At 50.6% G+C, this 16299-nt stretch carries 14 protein-coding genes and 4 pseudogenes; 8 read left to right on the forward strand and 10 right to left on the reverse strand.

Features of this window, described 5'->3' with window-relative positions; all coding sequences use genetic code 11:
- Positions 1-394: 394 nt before the first annotated feature.
- The gene (locus tag L888_RS0113050; RefSeq protein WP_027953219.1) at positions 395-814 is read left to right on the forward strand and encodes a Fur family transcriptional regulator; all 420 of its coding nucleotides are present in this window, start codon (positions 395-397) and stop codon (positions 812-814) included.
- A gap of 205 nt (positions 815-1019) precedes the next feature.
- On the opposite strand, the gene L888_RS0113055 is transcribed toward L888_RS0113050, so the two are convergent.
- The 6 genes from L888_RS0113055 to L888_RS0113080 form a co-directional block, all read right to left on the reverse strand.
- Complete coding sequence (locus L888_RS0113055) at positions 1020-3563, reverse strand: transglycosylase domain-containing protein (RefSeq protein WP_027953220.1); 2544 nt, start codon at positions 3561-3563, stop codon at positions 1020-1022.
- 89 nt (positions 3564-3652) lie between these two features.
- The gene (miaA, locus tag L888_RS0113060; protein WP_027953221.1) at positions 3653-4570 is read right to left on the reverse strand and encodes a tRNA (adenosine(37)-N6)-dimethylallyltransferase MiaA; all 918 of its coding nucleotides are present in this window, start codon (positions 4568-4570) and stop codon (positions 3653-3655) included.
- 45 nt (positions 4571-4615) lie between these two features.
- Complete coding sequence (gene lpxA, locus L888_RS0113065) at positions 4616-5386, reverse strand: acyl-ACP--UDP-N-acetylglucosamine O-acyltransferase (protein ID WP_005843548.1); 771 nt, start codon at positions 5384-5386, stop codon at positions 4616-4618.
- Positions 5387-5392: 6 nt separating this feature from the next.
- Complete coding sequence (locus L888_RS0113070) at positions 5393-6784, reverse strand: bifunctional UDP-3-O-[3-hydroxymyristoyl] N-acetylglucosamine deacetylase/3-hydroxyacyl-ACP dehydratase (RefSeq protein ID WP_005843550.1); 1392 nt, start codon at positions 6782-6784, stop codon at positions 5393-5395.
- A gap of 11 nt (positions 6785-6795) precedes the next feature.
- The gene (gene lpxD / locus L888_RS0113075) at positions 6796-7830 is read right to left on the reverse strand and encodes a UDP-3-O-(3-hydroxymyristoyl)glucosamine N-acyltransferase (RefSeq protein ID WP_005843552.1); all 1035 of its coding nucleotides are present in this window, start codon (positions 7828-7830) and stop codon (positions 6796-6798) included.
- Between the two features lie 203 nt (positions 7831-8033).
- The gene (locus L888_RS0113080) at positions 8034-8285 is read right to left on the reverse strand and encodes a hypothetical protein (protein WP_156925016.1); all 252 of its coding nucleotides are present in this window, start codon (positions 8283-8285) and stop codon (positions 8034-8036) included.
- A 162-nt stretch (positions 8286-8447) separates the two neighbouring features.
- Here L888_RS0113080 and istA point away from each other — a divergent pair.
- Positions 8448-9223 (forward strand): annotated as a pseudogene (istA, locus tag L888_RS14600) (IS21 family transposase); the annotation flags it as partial.
- Here istA and L888_RS14735 read toward each other — a convergent pair.
- Positions 9193-9345 carry a hypothetical protein gene (locus tag L888_RS14735; protein ID WP_169732681.1) on the reverse strand — a complete coding sequence of 51 codons (153 nt, stop codon included), beginning with the start codon at positions 9343-9345 and terminating at the stop codon, positions 9193-9195. The pseudogene istA and the gene L888_RS14735 sit on opposite strands and share 31 nt — an antisense overlap.
- On the opposite strand from L888_RS14735, the pseudogene L888_RS13795 reads away from it, so the two are divergent.
- A pseudogene (locus L888_RS13795) lies at positions 9278-9592 on the forward strand (ATP-binding protein); the annotation flags it as partial. The gene L888_RS14735 and the pseudogene L888_RS13795 sit on opposite strands and share 68 nt — an antisense overlap.
- A gap of 194 nt (positions 9593-9786) precedes the next feature.
- Here L888_RS13795 and L888_RS0113095 read toward each other — a convergent pair.
- The 3 genes from L888_RS0113095 to L888_RS14985 all read right to left on the reverse strand — a co-directional run bounded on the left by L888_RS0113095 (position 9787) and on the right by L888_RS14985 (position 11467).
- Positions 9787-10572: a DUF481 domain-containing protein gene (locus tag L888_RS0113095; protein ID WP_027953222.1), complete on the reverse strand. Its 786-nt coding sequence runs from the start codon at positions 10570-10572 to the stop codon at positions 9787-9789.
- A 129-nt stretch (positions 10573-10701) separates the two neighbouring features.
- Complete coding sequence (locus tag L888_RS0113100) at positions 10702-11118, reverse strand: hypothetical protein (RefSeq protein ID WP_027953223.1); 417 nt, start codon at positions 11116-11118, stop codon at positions 10702-10704.
- 166 nt (positions 11119-11284) lie between these two features.
- Positions 11285-11467 carry a hypothetical protein gene (locus L888_RS14985; RefSeq protein ID WP_027953224.1) on the reverse strand — a complete coding sequence of 61 codons (183 nt, stop codon included), beginning with the start codon at positions 11465-11467 and terminating at the stop codon, positions 11285-11287.
- Between the two features lie 693 nt (positions 11468-12160).
- On the opposite strand from L888_RS14985, the pseudogene L888_RS13805 reads away from it, so the two are divergent.
- The 5 genes and pseudogenes from L888_RS13805 to L888_RS0113130 all read left to right on the forward strand — a co-directional run.
- A pseudogene (locus L888_RS13805) lies at positions 12161-12730 on the forward strand (IS21 family transposase); the annotation flags it as partial.
- Positions 12730-13257, forward strand: a pseudogene (locus tag L888_RS13810) (ATP-binding protein). The pseudogenes L888_RS13805 and L888_RS13810, both read left to right, overlap by 1 nt.
- A gap of 54 nt (positions 13258-13311) precedes the next feature.
- Positions 13312-14622, forward strand: a complete 1311-nt coding sequence (locus tag L888_RS0113120; protein WP_027953225.1) for a replication-associated recombination protein A — start codon at positions 13312-13314, stop codon at positions 14620-14622.
- Between the two features lie 12 nt (positions 14623-14634).
- Entirely contained in the window at positions 14635-15585 is a 951-nt protein-coding gene (locus L888_RS0113125; protein ID WP_027953226.1) for a D-2-hydroxyacid dehydrogenase, read from the forward strand.
- Positions 15586-16221, forward strand: coding sequence for a trimeric intracellular cation channel family protein (locus L888_RS0113130; RefSeq protein WP_005843573.1), 636 nt, complete (start codon positions 15586-15588; stop codon positions 16219-16221).
- Positions 16222-16299 lie beyond the last annotated feature (78 nt).

Genomic DNA, 16299 nt, shown 5'->3' on the forward strand with positions numbered 1-16299 from the left:
CCATTCCTTTGGCGTTTCGTGGGCCCCACGAAGGCTTCCCGGCCATTCCTTTGTCGTTTCGTGGGCCCCACGAAGGCTTCCCGGCTATTCCTTTGGCGTTTCGTGGGCCCCACGAAAGTCTCCCGACCTTTCCTTTCATGGTATTTCCGTAGGGGCTGGCCTCCGTGCCGGCCCGCACGCCCGTCAGGCCGTTCCTCCGCCTCCATCCCCATCGGGCGTTCGGGACAAACGGAACCACACTTTCCTCCGAACCCTTGCAAGACCGTTCGGCGCGGCGCCCCCCATACCATAAAGAGTGTAAAAAAGTACTTGTTCGCTTGCGAAATAACAGGATATTCCGTATCTTTGCACCGTAGTTGTAAACACTACAAGATAACAAGTTAAGACAAGAAAAATGAAGCAGGAAGCATACGACAGACTGGTGGACTGCGGGCTCCGCCCGTCGATGCAGCGCATCGCCATCATGGACTATTTGCTCACACACCACACGCATCCCACGGTGGAAGACGTTTATCAGGGTATCGTCAAGGAGATTCGCACGCTGAGCCGCACCACGGTGTATAACAGCTTGCGGCTGTTTTCTGAGCACAATGCCGCCCAGATGATTACCATCGACGAACATCGGGTGTGCTATGATGGCGACGTTCATCCGCACGTGCATTTCTATTGCCGCAATTGTGGCCGGGTGTTCGACCTCCTCGACGAGGATGTCCCTCACCTGAGCGGCCCCCGCAAGATAGAGGGAAACATTGTCGACGAGATTCAGCTCTACTACAAGGGCGTCTGCCACGACTGTGCCTCGAAGCAGGCCTGAGTCTGCTTGTCGAGGGGTAGGGGACAGCCCGCCCTCATGCAAAAAAGGAAAGCCTTGCCTCATTTCCTTCTTGGGGGATGGGGCAAGGCTTTCTCTTTGGGGCAACCGTCCGGTGCCGGCAGGGCTGCGATGGTATGAATATGAAACAGGCGGACGTGCAAGGGCACGTCCGCCCGTGGCTTGTTCATGACGTCTGGCCAAGGGGTTACAGGTCGTCGAAGTTCACCTCCTCGGTAGAGCGGCGACGCTTTTCGGTCTTGCCGTCCGTGCCTTTGCTCTCTTTCGGCTCCTGCGTCGGCGCGGCGGTGGTCTTACCCTCTATGGGGTTGCCATTCTCGTCGAGGAAGATCTCTTGGTCGGAGACGATAGTGCTGTCGCTGTGTATGCTATCGTTGTGGACGGGGGGATAGTAGCTCTGGCACATATACATGTCCGGTGTGATGCCGGCGTCGTCGGGCTTCTTGAACTTGCCGTGATACTTCTTGAACGCCGGGTCGGCCAGCACGGCCTGCATGAAGTAGCCCGTGATGGGAAGTGCTGTGCGCGATCCCTGCCCCAGTGCGCCCGTGCGGAAATGAATGCTGCGGTATTCGCCGCCCACCCAGGCACCGGCCACCAGATTGGGCGACACGCACATGAACCAGGCATCGGAGTGGTTGTTGGAGGTGCCGGTCTTGCCGCCAAATTCAGTGTCGCGATATTTGCCCACGTAGCCCCAGAGGCTCTGGCTCGTGCCGCCGGGCTCGCGCATGCCGCCCTGGAGCAGCTGCTGCATGAGGAAAGCACTCTTGTAGGGGATGACCTGCTCGCCCCGGCTGTTGCTGTTGAAGACTTCGTGGCCGTCCTTGTCGACAATGCGGGTGACGAGCACGGGGTCGTGGTGCATGCCGTTGTCGGCCACGGTGCAATAGGCATTGGTCATTTCCAGCAGGGTGACGTCGCTTGAACCAAGGGCCAGCGAGGGGGCGTCGTCGAGCGGGCTCTTGATGCCCATGGCCTTGGCCGTGGCAATGATGCGCTTGATGCCCATTTCCTGCCCCAGACGAACGGCCACAGAGTTGATACTCTTGGCAAAGGCACTCTTGAGCGGCATGGAGTCGCCGGAGAAAGAGCCGTTGGCATTGCCGGGGGTCCAGGTGGTCATTTCGTTTTTCTTCTTGTCGAACACCTGCATGGAGATATACTCGTCGCGACGCTTGTCGCAGGGCGTGAGGCCCTGGTTCATGGCCTCGGTGTAGACAAAGAGCTTGAACGTGGAGCCGGGTTGGCGTTCGGCCGTCACCTTGTCGTACTTCCAAGCCTTGAAGTCAATGTCGCCCACCCATGCCTTCACGGCACCGGTCTGCGGCTCCATGGCCACCATGCCGCAGTGCATGAATGTAACCATGTACTTGATGGAATCTTCGGAAGTGAGGTTTTTGGTGATGGTGCCCTTGCTGTAGTCGAACACCTTCACCGGGTGTTTCCACTCCTTGTAATAATAGCGCACGGAGTCGGGATTGTTGGGGAACCGCTCCTGAAGGGCCTTGTAGAAAGGCTGCCGCTCGGCAATCTTGTCGATGAAACCGGGGATGGGCTTGCCGTTCTCGTCACGCCAAGGCTCTTGGCGCAGCCAGTTGGTGTCCTGCGTGCGGTAGATGCTCCAGTGATTGTTGAAGTTCTGCTGCACCAGCTTCATCTGTTTCATGGCGGCCTCCTCGGCATACTTCTGCATGCGGGTGTCGATGGTGGTGTATATCTTGAGACCTGCGCTGTAGAGGTCGTAACCGTTTTCTTCGCACCAAGGTTTCAGGTAGTCGGCAACGGCCTGGCGGAAATACATGGCCTGACCGTCGTAGTTCTCCTCCATCTTGAACTTGAGTTGGATGGGAAGTTGCTGCAAGGAGTCGCACGCCTCACGCGAGAGGTCGCCATGGGCCCGCATGTTGGCCAGCACGGTGTTGCGGCGTGACTTGCTGTTCTCGGGGTTGGTCCTGGGATTGTAGAGCGTGGTGGCCTTGAGCATGCCAACGAGCACGGCAGCCTCCTCGGTGGTGAGGTCTTTGGGAGTCGTGTCGAAATAGGTCTTGGCCGCAGTCTTGATGCCGTAGGCGTTGGAGCCGAAGTCCACGGTGTTGGCATACATCGTGATGATTTCTTTCTTGTCGAACACAGTCTCCAGCTTGGTGGCGATAATCCACTCCTTGCTCTTGACGATGAGAATCTTCAGCCCCGGGATTTTGCCCAGCAGACCGGTGGAATACTGGGAGCGCACGCGGAACATGTTCTTGGCCAGCTGCTGCGTGATGGTCGAGGCGCCACGCCCGTCATGACGGAGCACGGCATCCTTCATGGCACCCAGGATGCCCACGAAATCCACGGCCATGCCGCGCGGCCGCTGGTAGTAGCGCTCGTCCTCAGTGTCGATGAGGGCCTTGAAGAATGCAGGGGCCACCTCGTCGTACTTGACGGGCGTGCGGTTCTCATTGAAGTATTTGCCAATGAGCTGTCCGTCGGCACTGTAAATCTCAGAGGCTTGGCTGGTCTGCGGATCCATAATGCCCGAGAAATAGCCGGGGCTGCGGCCGAAGAGCCATAAAAAGTTGATGTCTACAGCACCCAGATAGAGGATGAAGACAATAATACACGACGTGATGCCGACAAGTGTCTTGGTGTACCACGCCCGTCCGCGATACAAACCCTTGTACCATGGCCAGAAGTTGCGTCCTTTACGCCACACCCAGGCGGCGAATGTTTTTATCTTTCTCATAATCGTTGTATCTCGTTCTAATTGGTTTATCATGCAGATGCCATGTCACAGTGGCTGTTTCTCCTGTACAAAAGTACAAAAAAGTGTGGTCATGAAATGGCTGCGTCAATTGTTTTTAAGATATATTCAACATTGTCGGGAGGCAGCCAGATGGTGGTCTCGTCTTTCTTGAACCATGTCATTTGCTTGCGCATATACCTGCGTGTATTGGACTGGATTTGACGGATGGCCTCTTCCCGGGGAATCTTCCCGTCGAAATAGGCAAACAGCTCTTTATAGCCCACTGTGTTCAGGGCATTGAGCCCCTGAAGGGGATAGACGGTGCGTGCCTCCTGCTCGAGCCCGTCGGCCATCATTTGGACGACACGCTGGTTGATGCGTTCGTAAAGCTCTTCGCGGGGACGCGTGAGTCCGATTTTGATGATGCGGAAAGGCCGTTGCTTGTGGCTGTTGGTGCGAAAGGAAGAGTAGGGCTTGCCGGTCATGTGGCAGATCTCCAGTGCATGAACGACGCGTCGCGGATTCTGCAGGTCGACGATGGCCCAGTGTTCCGGGTCGAGCCGTTGGAGTTCGGCGGCCAAGGCTGGCAACCCTTCTTGCTGGAGACGCCGCTTCATGATGGCACGCGTCTCGTCGTTGACAGTGGGAATATCGTCGATGCCATTGCATACGGCATCAATGTACATCATGCTTCCACCAGTCATGATGGCAATGTCATGGGGCGTTCCGTCGGCCTGTCCACTGAATAATCGGTCGAGCAGCGAGAGCACATCTTGTTCAAAGAGCGCAGCATTGTAATAGTCGTCGAGATGATGGTTGCCTACAAAATAGTGCCTGACACGCTGTTGTTGCTCTGGGGTGGGGGCTGCCGTACCAATGGGGAGTTCGGCAAAGATTTGTCGGGAGTCGGCATTGATGATGGGCGTTCCATAGTGTTCGGCTATGCGAAGACACAGCTCCGTTTTTCCTACACCTGTGGGACCGAGAACAACGATGAGTGTTTTCATGCAGTGGGTATCCTCTGCGTGTACCGAAAGTCTGTGCAGTATACCTTATCGGATGATACCGCGTTTGGAGGAGGAAACAAAATCAATGATATATTGAATCTCTGGTATGAGCTGGAGATTCTTCTGAATCTCTTCGATGCCTTCGGCAAGCACTCCTTTGCTGTAAAGCAGACGGTAAGCCTCGTGGATGAGCTGAATCAGATCGTTGCTGAAGCCACGGCGGCGCAGTCCTACCAGATTGATGCCAGCATAGCGAATGGGTTCCTTGCCGGCGATGATGTAGGGTGGGATGTCCTGACTGAACCGGCTGCCGCCCTGAATCATCACGTAGCTGCCTATCTTGCAGAACTGATGGCAGAGCACCTCGGCACTGATGATGGCATTATCGTCGACAGTTACTTCGCCGGCAAATTTGGTGGAATTACCGATGATGAGATGGTTGCCCAGCACACAGTCGTGGGCCACGTGCATGTTCTCCATGAGAAGATTGTTGCTGCCTACCTTGGTCGTTCCTTTGGAGGCTGTGCCACGAGAAATGGTCACATTCTCGCGGATGCTGTTGTTGTCGCCAATCTCGCACAGAGTTTCCTCGCCCTTGAACTTCAGATCCTGTGGCTTGGTAGACAGGCTGGCACCGGGGAACACCTCGTTGCCGTTGCCGATACGGGCACCGAAATTAATCGTTACACTATTCTGAAAGACGTTGTTGTCGCCGATGACGGTGTTGCGGTCAATATAGCAGAAAGGGCCGATGACATTGTTCTCACCCAGCTTGGCCTCGGGATGCACAAAGGCTAAAGGACTTATCTGATTCATGATTGTCTATTTGTTCTTGATGATTTGAGCGGTAAAGGTGGCCTCGGATACGACGTGATCGCCCACAAACATGTAACCTTTCATGGAACTGATGCCGTGGCGGACGGGCTGAAGCAACTCTACGCGGAAAAGCAGGGTGTCGCCGGGAACCACCTTGTGACGGAACTTGACATCGTCTATTTTCAAGAAATAGGTGGACCATTTCTCAGGTTCTTCCAGTTGGCTAAGCACCAACAGGCCTCCACACTGGGCCATAGCCTCAATTTGAAGTACGCCTGGCATGATGGGCTCATCGGGGAAATGGCCCTGGAAGAAAGGTTCGTTGGCTGTGACATTCTTTACACCCACAATACTTGTAGCTCCCATGGCCACAATCTTGTCAACGAGCTGCATCGGGTAGCGGTGGGGCAGGAGCTGGCGGATGTGGATATTGTCCATCAGTGGTTCCTCGTTGGCATCGTAGATGGGGGCCTGCACCTCGTGTTTCCGAATCTCCTTACGCATGAGACGGGCGAACTTGTTGTTGATGGTGTGTCCGGGGCGCGTAGCCACGATACGACCCTTGATGGGTTTGCCAATCAAGGCCATGTCACCAATCACATCCAGCAGCTTGTGGCGTGTGCACTCATTGTCCCACATGAGCGGTTTGTGCTGGATATAGCCAATCTTGGTCGCATCCATGTGGGGAACCTTGAGCAGGTCGGCCAGTTTGTCGAGCTTGTTTTGCTCCACTTGCCGCTCATAGATGACGATGGCATTGTCCAAGTCGCCTCCTTTGATGAGATTGGCCTCCAGCAAAGGCACAATATCGCGTACAAAGACAAAGGTGCGTGCCGGAGCTATTTCCTCGGCATAGCTGTCCACGTTGTCGAGCGTGGCAAACTGGCTGCTGATGAATTTCGACTGGAATGAGCACATGGCCGTAATAGAGAAGTCCTGGTCGGGGAGAATGGTGATGCAGGAGCCTGTGTCCTCGTCCTTGATTTCGATTTTCTTGCGAATGATATAATAGTCCTTGGGGGCATTCTGATCAACGATGCCCACTTCGCGGATATGCTCAACATAAAGGGCTGCAGAACCGTCAAGAATAGGAAATTCGGGGCCGTTGACCTGGATGAGACAGTTGTCAATCCCCAGTGCATAGAGTGCAGAAAGCCCATGCTCTACGGTAGAAATGCGTGCGTTGCCTTTCTGTAGTACAGTACCACGCTGGGTATCGGTCACGTTTTCGGCAACGGCTTCAACGATGGGCTGCCCGTCAAGGTCTATACGCTGTATTTTGTAGCCTGTATTTTCAGGTGCCGGATTGAAAGTTACCGTAAGGCTTAAACCTGTATGCAGTCCCTTGCCAAAGAGAGAGAAACTCCCTCCCAGTGTCTTTTGTTTAGCGGTATCCATATTCTTCTTATCTATTTATTCTTCCTAAATTTTTCTACCTCTTTTTGTAATGCGTTCAGCTGCTTGTACATGTCTGGCAGTTTTCGCAAGATGGCCTGACTCTTGAAATAGGTCAGCTTGGGCATGGGGGGGGTGCCAATGAGCATTTGATTGCCTTTAATGGAGCCGGGCGCACCCGACTGGGCTCCGAGCATGACACGGTCACCGATGGTAATATGACCGGATACGCCAACTTGTCCACCAAACATACACCACTGTCCCACTTTTGTGGAGCCGGCAATGCCTACCTGTGCTGACATCACCGTATTCTGGCCAATGTCGGTATTGTGGGCGATCTGCACCAAATTGTCGAGTTTCACACCTTTCCTGATATAGGTGGAACCCATTGTGGCACGGTCCACACAGCTGTTGGCTCCAATCTCCACATCGTCTTCGATGGTTACAATACCAATCTGGGGAATCTTGTCGTAACTGTCGCCGTTGGGTGCAAACCCGAACCCGTCAGCACCAATGACAGCCCCTGCATGCAGAATAACATTATTACCAATGCGACAGTCATGGTAGATGGTAACGTTGGGGTAGACGATGCAGTTGCTTCCTATGGTGACATTCTCACCAATTGTAACATGGGGATAAATCTGGCATCCCTCGCCAATCTCTGCTCCCTCCGCAATATAAGCAAAGGCACCGATATACACATTCTCGGGCACCTTGGCTTGGGGCGACACGTAGGCCAGCGGATCAATGCCTGTTTTCTTGGGCTTGGTTGATTCGTAGAGCTGAAGCAACCTTGCTACACAGTCGCGGGCATTCTTCACGCGAATTAATGTGGCTGATACCGGGCGGTCAATCGTCAGGTTCTCATCGACCAAAATGATCGACGATTTTGAGTCATAAATATAATGGAGATATTTGGGGTCTGCCAAAAAAGAAATGGCTCCGGGAGTGCTTTCTTCTATTTTCGCAAAAGTGTGGACACTTACATTCTCATCGCCTTCTACCTTTCCTTGGATAAATAGGGCAATTTGCTTTGCGGTAAATTCCATAATTGAAATCTAATTTTAATATCTGTGCAAATATACCAAATTATTCCCTAATCCATGAAGAATTGCCTTATATTTTGCAAGAAAAGTATACGACAGGCTAAAAGTTAGGTTCTAAATGAAGAGGAGAATCCATACTTCGATAACTTAAAATGTTGGCTTAATCTTTTCTTATACCGTAATAATAAGCCAAATCGACACGGCGATCATGATGCCAGCGACAATACGTTGATAGCGTTTCTTGTGGGCATAGCGGATAAGAGCAATGCGATGAAGTTGCCGACCATCATGGCACAGCCGATAAAAAGGCCGTTGAGGAAGATGCTCCAACTCATCAGATTGAACCTGCCATAAGTAATGGCCTTGACGATGTGCATGGAAGCAGCTGCAGCCGCCTCGCTGACAATGTAGGCCACAGGAGTAAGATTAAGGGTGAGGAACACGGCTGGAAAATCCAATGTAAGATGCCCCCTAAAACCAAGCGATTCTATCCCCTTGTGCCAAAATAATCCTGCCCATTGATTCCAATATAAAAATGCCCCTGTCAGACAATGTCCGGCAGGGGATTTTTTCGTAGATTTGATACCCGTCTTGACCGGTGGGATAAAATCATTTCTACTATGACAACAAAGATAGCAAACATTCTCCAGTGTTACGCATTGGGGATGGGGATAAAGCAGATAAGCAGGAGCTTTGAGCTGTCCCGCAACACGGTGCGCAGATATGTGCGCCTGTTTCAAGAGTGTGGCATACCGATAAAGGAACTGGCAGCCATGCCTTCCGCCCGCATCCAGGAGATGTTCTCCGAGTGTGTTGGCCGCAACAGGGTTCCGTCACAACGCCAACTTGAGCTTGAGGCACTTCTTCCTGCGTATGCCGCCCGACTTAGTCGCCGGGGTGTAACAGTGAAAACCTTGTACGAAGAGTACCGCGAAACACATCCTAACGGATACAGACATGCCAGTTTCGGCAACTATCTCATGCGCTACCGCATGGTAACGCATGTTATAGGGCATGTCGAGCATTATGCCGGAGACTAGATGTACATCGACTTTGCCGGCGATAAACTTGAGGTAGTTGACAGTGAAAACGGCGAATGCCGCAGCGTTGAAGTGTTCGTGGCCATACTTCCATGCAGCCACTATACCTACTGCGAGGCGGTCTGGTCCCAGTCAAGGCAGGACCTGATCAGGGCGTGTGAGAACGCCCTTCATCTTTACGGCGGGGTTCCGATGGCGATAGTACCTGACAACCTCACCTCAAGGCCGCCGTGACCCGTAGCGACCGCAACGAGCCTGTAATCAACGAGGAGTTTACAGCATTTGCCGAACACTATGGATGTACCGCATATCCCGCACGGGTACGTCATCCAAAAGACAAGGCCTTGGTGGAGTCACCTTCCAGCTTCACCATTACAGTGTACCGAAAGAGTATATAGGCAAACGTGTCGAAAGTGGCAAAATTAAAAGGCACACTGGAATCGGAACTCAAGAGAATCGAACGGAGCACACTGCTCATATTGGATGATCTATTCCTTGTGAACCTTGACGCCAAGGAACATCCTATCCTGCTTGATATAATAGAGGACCGGCATGGACGTAAGTCTATCATCATTACCTCGCAACTGCCGACGGATAATTGGTATGACGCAATCGGGGAACCTACCGTGGCAGATGCCATAATGGATCGTATTATACATACGGCTCACCGAATTGAGTTAACCGGAGAAAGTGTCCGGAAGATGGCGGCATACAGAGGGAAATAAACTAAAATAATAATAACCCCATCGGTCAAGACTTTTTGAGGGGGCATTATTGAATATTTTCAGGGGGTAGAATCATTTTGGGTTTAGGGGGCATCTTACACTGGATTTTCCAGATGTAGCCAAGCCTTATTGTATGTGGACTTTCCGTCTCTCGTCTGGATACTTATGCCAGGAATATGCTGCAAGGCAGCTGTTTAGAAAGCGATGTTAAGCCCAGCCTCTACCGTAGTATAAGTCTTCCTTATAGGGACGATAGGGTCTGTATCATAGATGAGACGGTAGGCACCATTGATGCCAATTTTCGGTGTTATGTTATATTTCAGGTCTACAGCACCTCCGAAGCGTGCCGCCTTGAAGTAGCTGTCGGGTTTTGTCTGATGGATGGCTGTGGTTGTCAGCTCCCAATGGTCACCCAGATGGTACTTACAACTGACGGACAGATGAGTCTTTATGCTGCGGCTATAAGCGTGAAGCCGAGCCGGGGCAGGAGAGGGGTCTTCCCACTTTTCAAACTCATAGAACAGCCCGATAGCGGCAAACATGAGAAACTTCTCTTTGTTTACCAGCCTGTAGCGTGACTGTAGTCCGGTGGAAATCTTGTACTTCATGCCGCGGCTCTCGGCCCACTGTGACTCCGCATAAGGATAAATCTCAAAGGCACGACTTAACAGATAGCGGTATTCAACGTGTACGTAGCCCCCGCTTACCGTAACTTTCTTGCCATAGGTGGAGAACTCTAGTTTGTTGATCAGGTTAACGACACGTTTGTGTTTGATCAGCAGGTTGAGATTTGCTATGTTCTTGAGTGTGAGTACGTTTTCCTTTTCCGTCTTGAAGTCCAATACAGGCTGCAGCGATCCCTGTATGGTTTTCGTACTGTCTATGTCCATCGTCATGTTCTCTGAAAAGAGCATCTGTGAATAGGTGGGAAGATGGAATAAAACTACCGATAATAGGGAAAAAAGTAATTTATTTATCATTGTCTTTTGTCTTCTTGGAAAGTATATCCTTAACATTACGGACAGGCACTCCCGCCTGTCTGTAGACATAATAGAGGAGGGCAGACGAGCTTGTCCATCCTCCTACTTGAACATGATTGTCACAAGATGTTATTTGTCAATGATTTGGACTCTTTTGTTCAATTTATCAATCTGAGTCTGGAGCTTGGCAATCTTCTTTTCCATCTTGCTCATATTCTTCTGACTCTTGGCAAGTTTCTTGTTGACGGATTTTGTCTCCTCAAGTTTCTTTACCGTATCCTTTGCCTGCTTTATAGTGGTTGAGGGATCGGATGCCGTGAAATCTGTCGTGGCAGAGTTTGCATCGGCGTTGACGTTGGCAGCCTTGACGCTGAGGGCATTGTAAGTAGCTTTCTCTTTCTCGTAGTCAAGCTGAAGTTTATTCAACTTTGCTGTCAAATTGAGCACTTTCTGCTGCTCTTTCAGGTTGTTGACTGTGGTAGTGTTCTGGGAAAAGCCAGTAATAACTGATATTGCCATTATCCCCATCAATAATAATATTTTCATCTTTAAAACCTATTTAGAATTACGTTGCAAATATACATATTTGTCCTGAATAAACGAACATTTATCCCCGTTTTTTCAATTATCTCGCTAAAATGGTTAGGGAAATCAATGTACTTCAGCCGTCAGGCTCTGCCTTTCCTCATGCCTGGCCGACTTTTGGGTAGACTTAAATAGAGTCGGCTGATGAATGTTTATCTTCGACTTTACTTCTGTGGTTCGCCCCTAATCCAATGCCGTCCAACTGTCCGTCCAGTACTCCTCCCAGTATTCCCTCAATGGCTGTCGTAGCGGGATCGACGACATTCTCCTGCAACATTTTCTGTGCTTTTTGCCTGAGCTGTTCTTTCACGTTTATCTCCGACTTCTTGTAATACTGCTCCGCGGCCTTCTGCAGGTCGTCTTCGTCAACGGTGAAGATATGCCCTAAAGAGTCCTAAGGATACGATATAGTCCTTGTCATTATAATGTACTTTCCCCAGTGAACAGACAACGTAGTTGTCAACGGTTACAAGGTTGTCGACGACAGCTTTGAAGACCTTGCCGGCAAAGGCATTGCTGATGCTTCGGAATGCATTGTCAATAAGCTCGTTCCTGGTTGTGTTTTATGTCTGATGCCGGCGGTGCAGACGAAGCTATGGGTGTGGTCTCGACGAAAGGGACGGCGTCTATCTGTGTTCCTTGTTTTCAGAGGGTTCCTCGCCGGATAAGATTGTACGAATCTCTTCTACCTGCCAGGCTGGGAGCCATTGTGTGCCGTCGGACGGCATCACCAATGCGTAGCCTGAATGTTACGTCTGGATAATTCCTTGAGGCTATAGTGGCTTCGCTTCTCATTATCAATGCTGATGTAGTATCCCTTTTTGGTTGATTTAAAGTTGCAATGGCAGGGGAAGAAAAGCTGGAACAGGCATTCTCCCTATTCCTCGACCGTTTTTTTGATAGGTGTGAAGTTATTTAATATTTCTGAACTGGCAAAGAACTTTTATTTCTTTTTTATTGTTCTGAGGACGGGGTTTGTCTGCAGAGGCGTACGGGAAGGATGATTTTCGGCTGTTCGGAAGCCCGGCATAGGGAGCCCTCTCCCAGAAGGATTGAGTTGGAGGCTTTGCTTCCCGGATATGTATCCCGCCTGACACGCAAAGGGATGAGTGTCAGAAAACTGTTTAAGGAGTATCATGCTGAATATCCTGACGGTCTTCAGCTGTCTTCCTTCAAGCGGGCAGTCCGCCAGTACAAGTTCCACATCAAGGTCGTCGGCCATGTCGAGCACTATGCCGCAGACCAGATGTATGTTGATTTTGCCGATGACAGGCTCGAGGTTACTGATGAAATGACAGGAGAGACGAAGAAAGCAGAGGTGTTCGTTGCCATCTTGCCGTTCAGTCATTATACTTACTACGAGGCCGTATGGTCTCAACGCAAGGAAGATCTGATCAAGGGGTGTGAGAATGCCATGCTGTATTTTGAAGGAGGTCCCGGAAGTTATTGTTCCCCACAATCTCAAGGCTGCCGTTACCCGTAGTGACCGAAATGAGCCTGTTATCAACGATGATTTCCTCGCTTTTTCCGGACATTATGACTGCGCTGTCTATCCTCCCGTGTACGCCATCCTTGCACGGGAATGGGGATTATCGTGCCCAGGCTGCCATAGCACGGCTTACCAGGAATGCGGCATTCCGTTACAAGGCCTATCTTGAAGATATAGACTATGCCACGAACCGGGGGCTGGAGCGCAACCAGATGGAACGCCTCGCCACCCTTGATTTTGTGCATAAATGGCAGAACCTTTTCGTTACCGGTTCTTCATGGAGAAAAGCTATCTGGCCTGCGTACTGGGGCACAAGGTAGGGTAAAAGGGGAATCCGCACTTTCTATGCCAATGCCCCAAAACTGCTCGGGGCACTGAAAGTGGCCAAAGTCAAAGGGACGCTTGAGACAGAATTCAAGAAGATTGAGCGTTGTCAGCTGCTCATCCTCGACGACCTGTTCCTTGTCCCTCTTGATGCCAAGGAACGCCCCATACTGCTCGAAATCATTGAAGATAGGCACGAATGGGAAATCAATCATCATAACCTCGCAATATCCATTCTTATTACTTATTCCCTAACTATCAAAGGACTTAAAATGTTTGTCTGCTAAAAAACAACTACCATTCTTGTGTCTTTCGCGTCTTTTTTCTAATTTTGCAGGTATATGAGTGAACCATTAGCAGAAAGATTGCGCCCGCGGACACTGGACGACTATGTGGGACAGGAACACCTTGTGGGCAAGGATGCAGTGCTACGCAAGATGGTGGAGTCGGGACATATTTCCTCTTTCATCTTGTGGGGGCCTCCTGGTGTGGGCAAGACCACATTGGCCCAAATCATTGCCTCACAGCTGAAAGTTCCTTTCTATACGCTGAGTGCCGTGACCAGTGGAGTGAAAGACGTGCGCGAAGTGATAGAGCGCGCCAAGCAGGGCCGGTTCTTCAATGCAGAATCACCCATTCTCTTCATCGATGAGATTCATCGCTTCTCCAAATCACAGCAGGATTCCCTGCTTGGGGCTGTGGAAAGAGGGGTGGTGACACTCATTGGTGCCACAACGGAGAACCCCTCGTTCGAAGTCATTAGGCCATTGCTCTCGCGTTGCCAACTCTATGTGCTCAAGTCGTTGGACAAGGAAGATTTGGAGAAAATTCTCCATAGGGCTATTACAGAAGATCGCATGTTGAAAGAGCGTGATATTCAGCTTAAGGAGACGGCTGCCATTCTGAGATATAGTGGAGGAGATGCCCGTAAGCTACTCAACATACTGGAACTGATGGTAGAATCGTCAGGGAACGGCCCTGTAGTAATCGCCGACCGGTTGGTGGAAGAACGGCTGCAACGAAATCCTTTGGCTTATGACAAAGACGGCGAAATGCATTACGACATCATCTCGGCTTTCATCAAGAGCATCAGAGGTTCAGATCCCGATGCTGCACTCTATTGGATGGCACGAATGATAGAGGGCGGAGAAGACCCGCAATTTATTGCCCGCCGTATCGTCATCAGTGCGGCAGAAGACATTGGCCTGGCCAATCCCAATGCTCTGTTACTGGCCAACGCCGCCTTTGACGCCGTGATGAAGATTGGCTGGCCCGAAGGCCGCATTCCTTTGGCTGAGGCCACCGTTTACTTGGCCACCAGCCCTAAGAGCAACTCTGCCTACTTGGGCATCGACACGGCACTTTCTGTAGTGCGAAAGACTGGTAATCTGCCTGTGCCGCTGCATCTGCGAAATGCACCGACCAAACTAATGGCTGACTTGGGCTATCACGATGGCTACAAATATCCGCACGATTATCCCGGGAATTTCACAGCGCAACAATATTTGCCCAATGAAATGTCTGGACAGCGTTTCTGGTATGCCCAGCACAGCAATGCTGAAGAAAAACTTTACCAACGTATGGCGGCTTGCTGGGGCAGCCGTTATGCTGATACAGAAAAATGCCCTTTGAAAGAAGAGGCACAACCATAAAGATATACAAACATGAATATCGTAATACTCGACGGTTATACCGCCAATCCTGGTGACCTCTCTTGGAAAGAGATGGAGGCCTTAGGGCATCTCACTGTTTATTCCCGCACTGCAGCAACAGAAGTGGTGGTGCGGGCTGCCAATGCCGAAATAGTTCTGCTGAATAAAGTAAAAATCACCTGCGAAATCATGGCCCAGCTTCCTAAACTGAAATATATTGGTGTACTGGCTACGGGCTATAATGTTGTGGACGTGGACTATGCCCACGAACATGGTATTGTTGTGTCGAACATACCGGCTTATAGTACCGACAGTGTGGTACAGATGACCTTTGCACATATTTTGAACATCACCAACCAAGTGGGGCACTATGCCGATGAAGTAAGGATGGGGAAGTGGAGTGCCCACCAAGACTTCTGCTATTGGGACACGCCTATAGGTGAGCTGACAGGCAAGACTTTCGGTATAGTGGGTCTGGGACATATTGGCATGCGCGTGGCCACCATCGCACGTAACTTCGGAATGGATGTGTTTGCACTCACGTCGAAAGAGACCTCCATGCTGCCCGACGGTATACAGAAGACCACGCTTGAAGGATTACTGAGTGTGTCGGACTTTCTTTCTTTACACTGTCCGCTCACACCGGAAACCAACAAACTCATCAATGCCGACAGGCTGAAGCGGATGAAGCCCGGTGCCATACTGATAAATACGGGACGAGGTCAACTTGTTGACGAAAAGGCTGTGGCAGAAGCACTGGAAAGTGGCCAACTGCTGGGATATGGTGCCGATGTAATGACACTGGAACCTCCCTCGAAAAACAATCCGCTTTTGCGCCATCCACATGCCTACTTTACCCCTCATATTGCTTGGGCTTCCAAGGAAGCACGTATGCGTCTGGTAGATATAGCCACCCAAAACGTACAGGCTTTCATGGAAGGACATGCACAAAACAGAGTATAGATGTTATACGCAGATATAGCTTTTGTGCATGTACTTCAAGAAATTATTGAAATTCTGGGTACGTTGGCCTTTGCCATTTCTGGTATTCGCCATGCGGCAGCCAAACACTATGATTGGTTTGGAGGGTTCGTTTGTGGAATTGCCGTGGCCATAGGGGGAGGTACGCTGCGCGACGTGATGCTGGGCGTGACACCTTTCTGGATGACCTCGCCTCTCTATATCGTCTGTACATTATTGGCACAGACCATCGTCATTGTATTTTCCAGATCACTAAAAAAACTGGACAACGCTTGGCTTGCATTTGACACGCTGGGACTGGCCCTCTTCACTATTGCTGGTATCCAGAAAACGTTATCTTGTGGTCATCCTTTCTGGGTAGCCATCACTATGGGCTGTATCACAGGTGTAGCTGGTGGTATCATTCGTGACATGCTACTCAACAAGACTCCCGTCATCTTCCAAAAAGAGATTTATGCCATGGCGAGTATTGCAGGAGGCTTGCTCTACTGGCTGATGATGGAGTCCGGCGTAAACGTGGCGGTTACTGTTGTATTCACATTTCTGATGATTGTTGTTATCCGTTTTATGGCTATCAAGTATCATATATCACTGCCGGTTTTAAAGGGAGAGAAATAAGAAATGTAGGACTGTGCTTGGATGAGTCGTAATTTTTTAGTAATTTTGCGCTGTTTAATCGATAGAAATAAAATCAAA

This window comes from Hallella seregens ATCC 51272 (genome assembly GCF_000518545.1).
In the GTDB taxonomy this organism is placed as follows: Bacteria; Bacteroidota; Bacteroidia; order Bacteroidales; family Bacteroidaceae; genus Prevotella; species Prevotella seregens.

Coding starts and splice junctions, on each gene's coding strand:
- L888_RS0113050 (WP_027953219.1), top strand. CDS start 395: ATGAAGCAGGAAGCATACGACAGACTGGTGGACTGCGGGCTCCGCCCG.
- miaA (WP_027953221.1), bottom strand. CDS start 4,570: ATGAAAACACTCATCGTTGTTCTCGGTCCCACAGGTGTAGGAAAAACG.
- L888_RS0113095 (WP_027953222.1), bottom strand. CDS start 10,572: ATGATAAATAAATTACTTTTTTCCCTATTATCGGTAGTTTTATTCCAT.
- L888_RS0113100 (WP_027953223.1), bottom strand. CDS start 11,118: ATGAAAATATTATTATTGATGGGGATAATGGCAATATCAGTTATTACT.
- lpxD (WP_005843552.1), bottom strand. CDS start 7,830: ATGGAATTTACCGCAAAGCAAATTGCCCTATTTATCCAAGGAAAGGTA.
- L888_RS0113120 (WP_027953225.1), top strand. CDS start 13,312: ATGAGTGAACCATTAGCAGAAAGATTGCGCCCGCGGACACTGGACGAC.
- L888_RS14735 (WP_169732681.1), bottom strand. CDS start 9,345: ATGAGCAGTGTGCTCCGTTCGATTCTCTTGAGTTCCGATTCCAGTGTG.
- L888_RS0113070 (WP_005843550.1), bottom strand. CDS start 6,784: ATGGATACCGCTAAACAAAAGACACTGGGAGGGAGTTTCTCTCTCTTT.
- L888_RS0113130 (WP_005843573.1), top strand. CDS start 15,586: ATGTTATACGCAGATATAGCTTTTGTGCATGTACTTCAAGAAATTATT.
- L888_RS0113125 (WP_027953226.1), top strand. CDS start 14,635: ATGAATATCGTAATACTCGACGGTTATACCGCCAATCCTGGTGACCTC.
- lpxA (WP_005843548.1), bottom strand. CDS start 5,386: ATGAATCAGATAAGTCCTTTAGCCTTTGTGCATCCCGAGGCCAAGCTG.
- L888_RS0113055 (WP_027953220.1), bottom strand. CDS start 3,563: ATGAGAAAGATAAAAACATTCGCCGCCTGGGTGTGGCGTAAAGGACGC.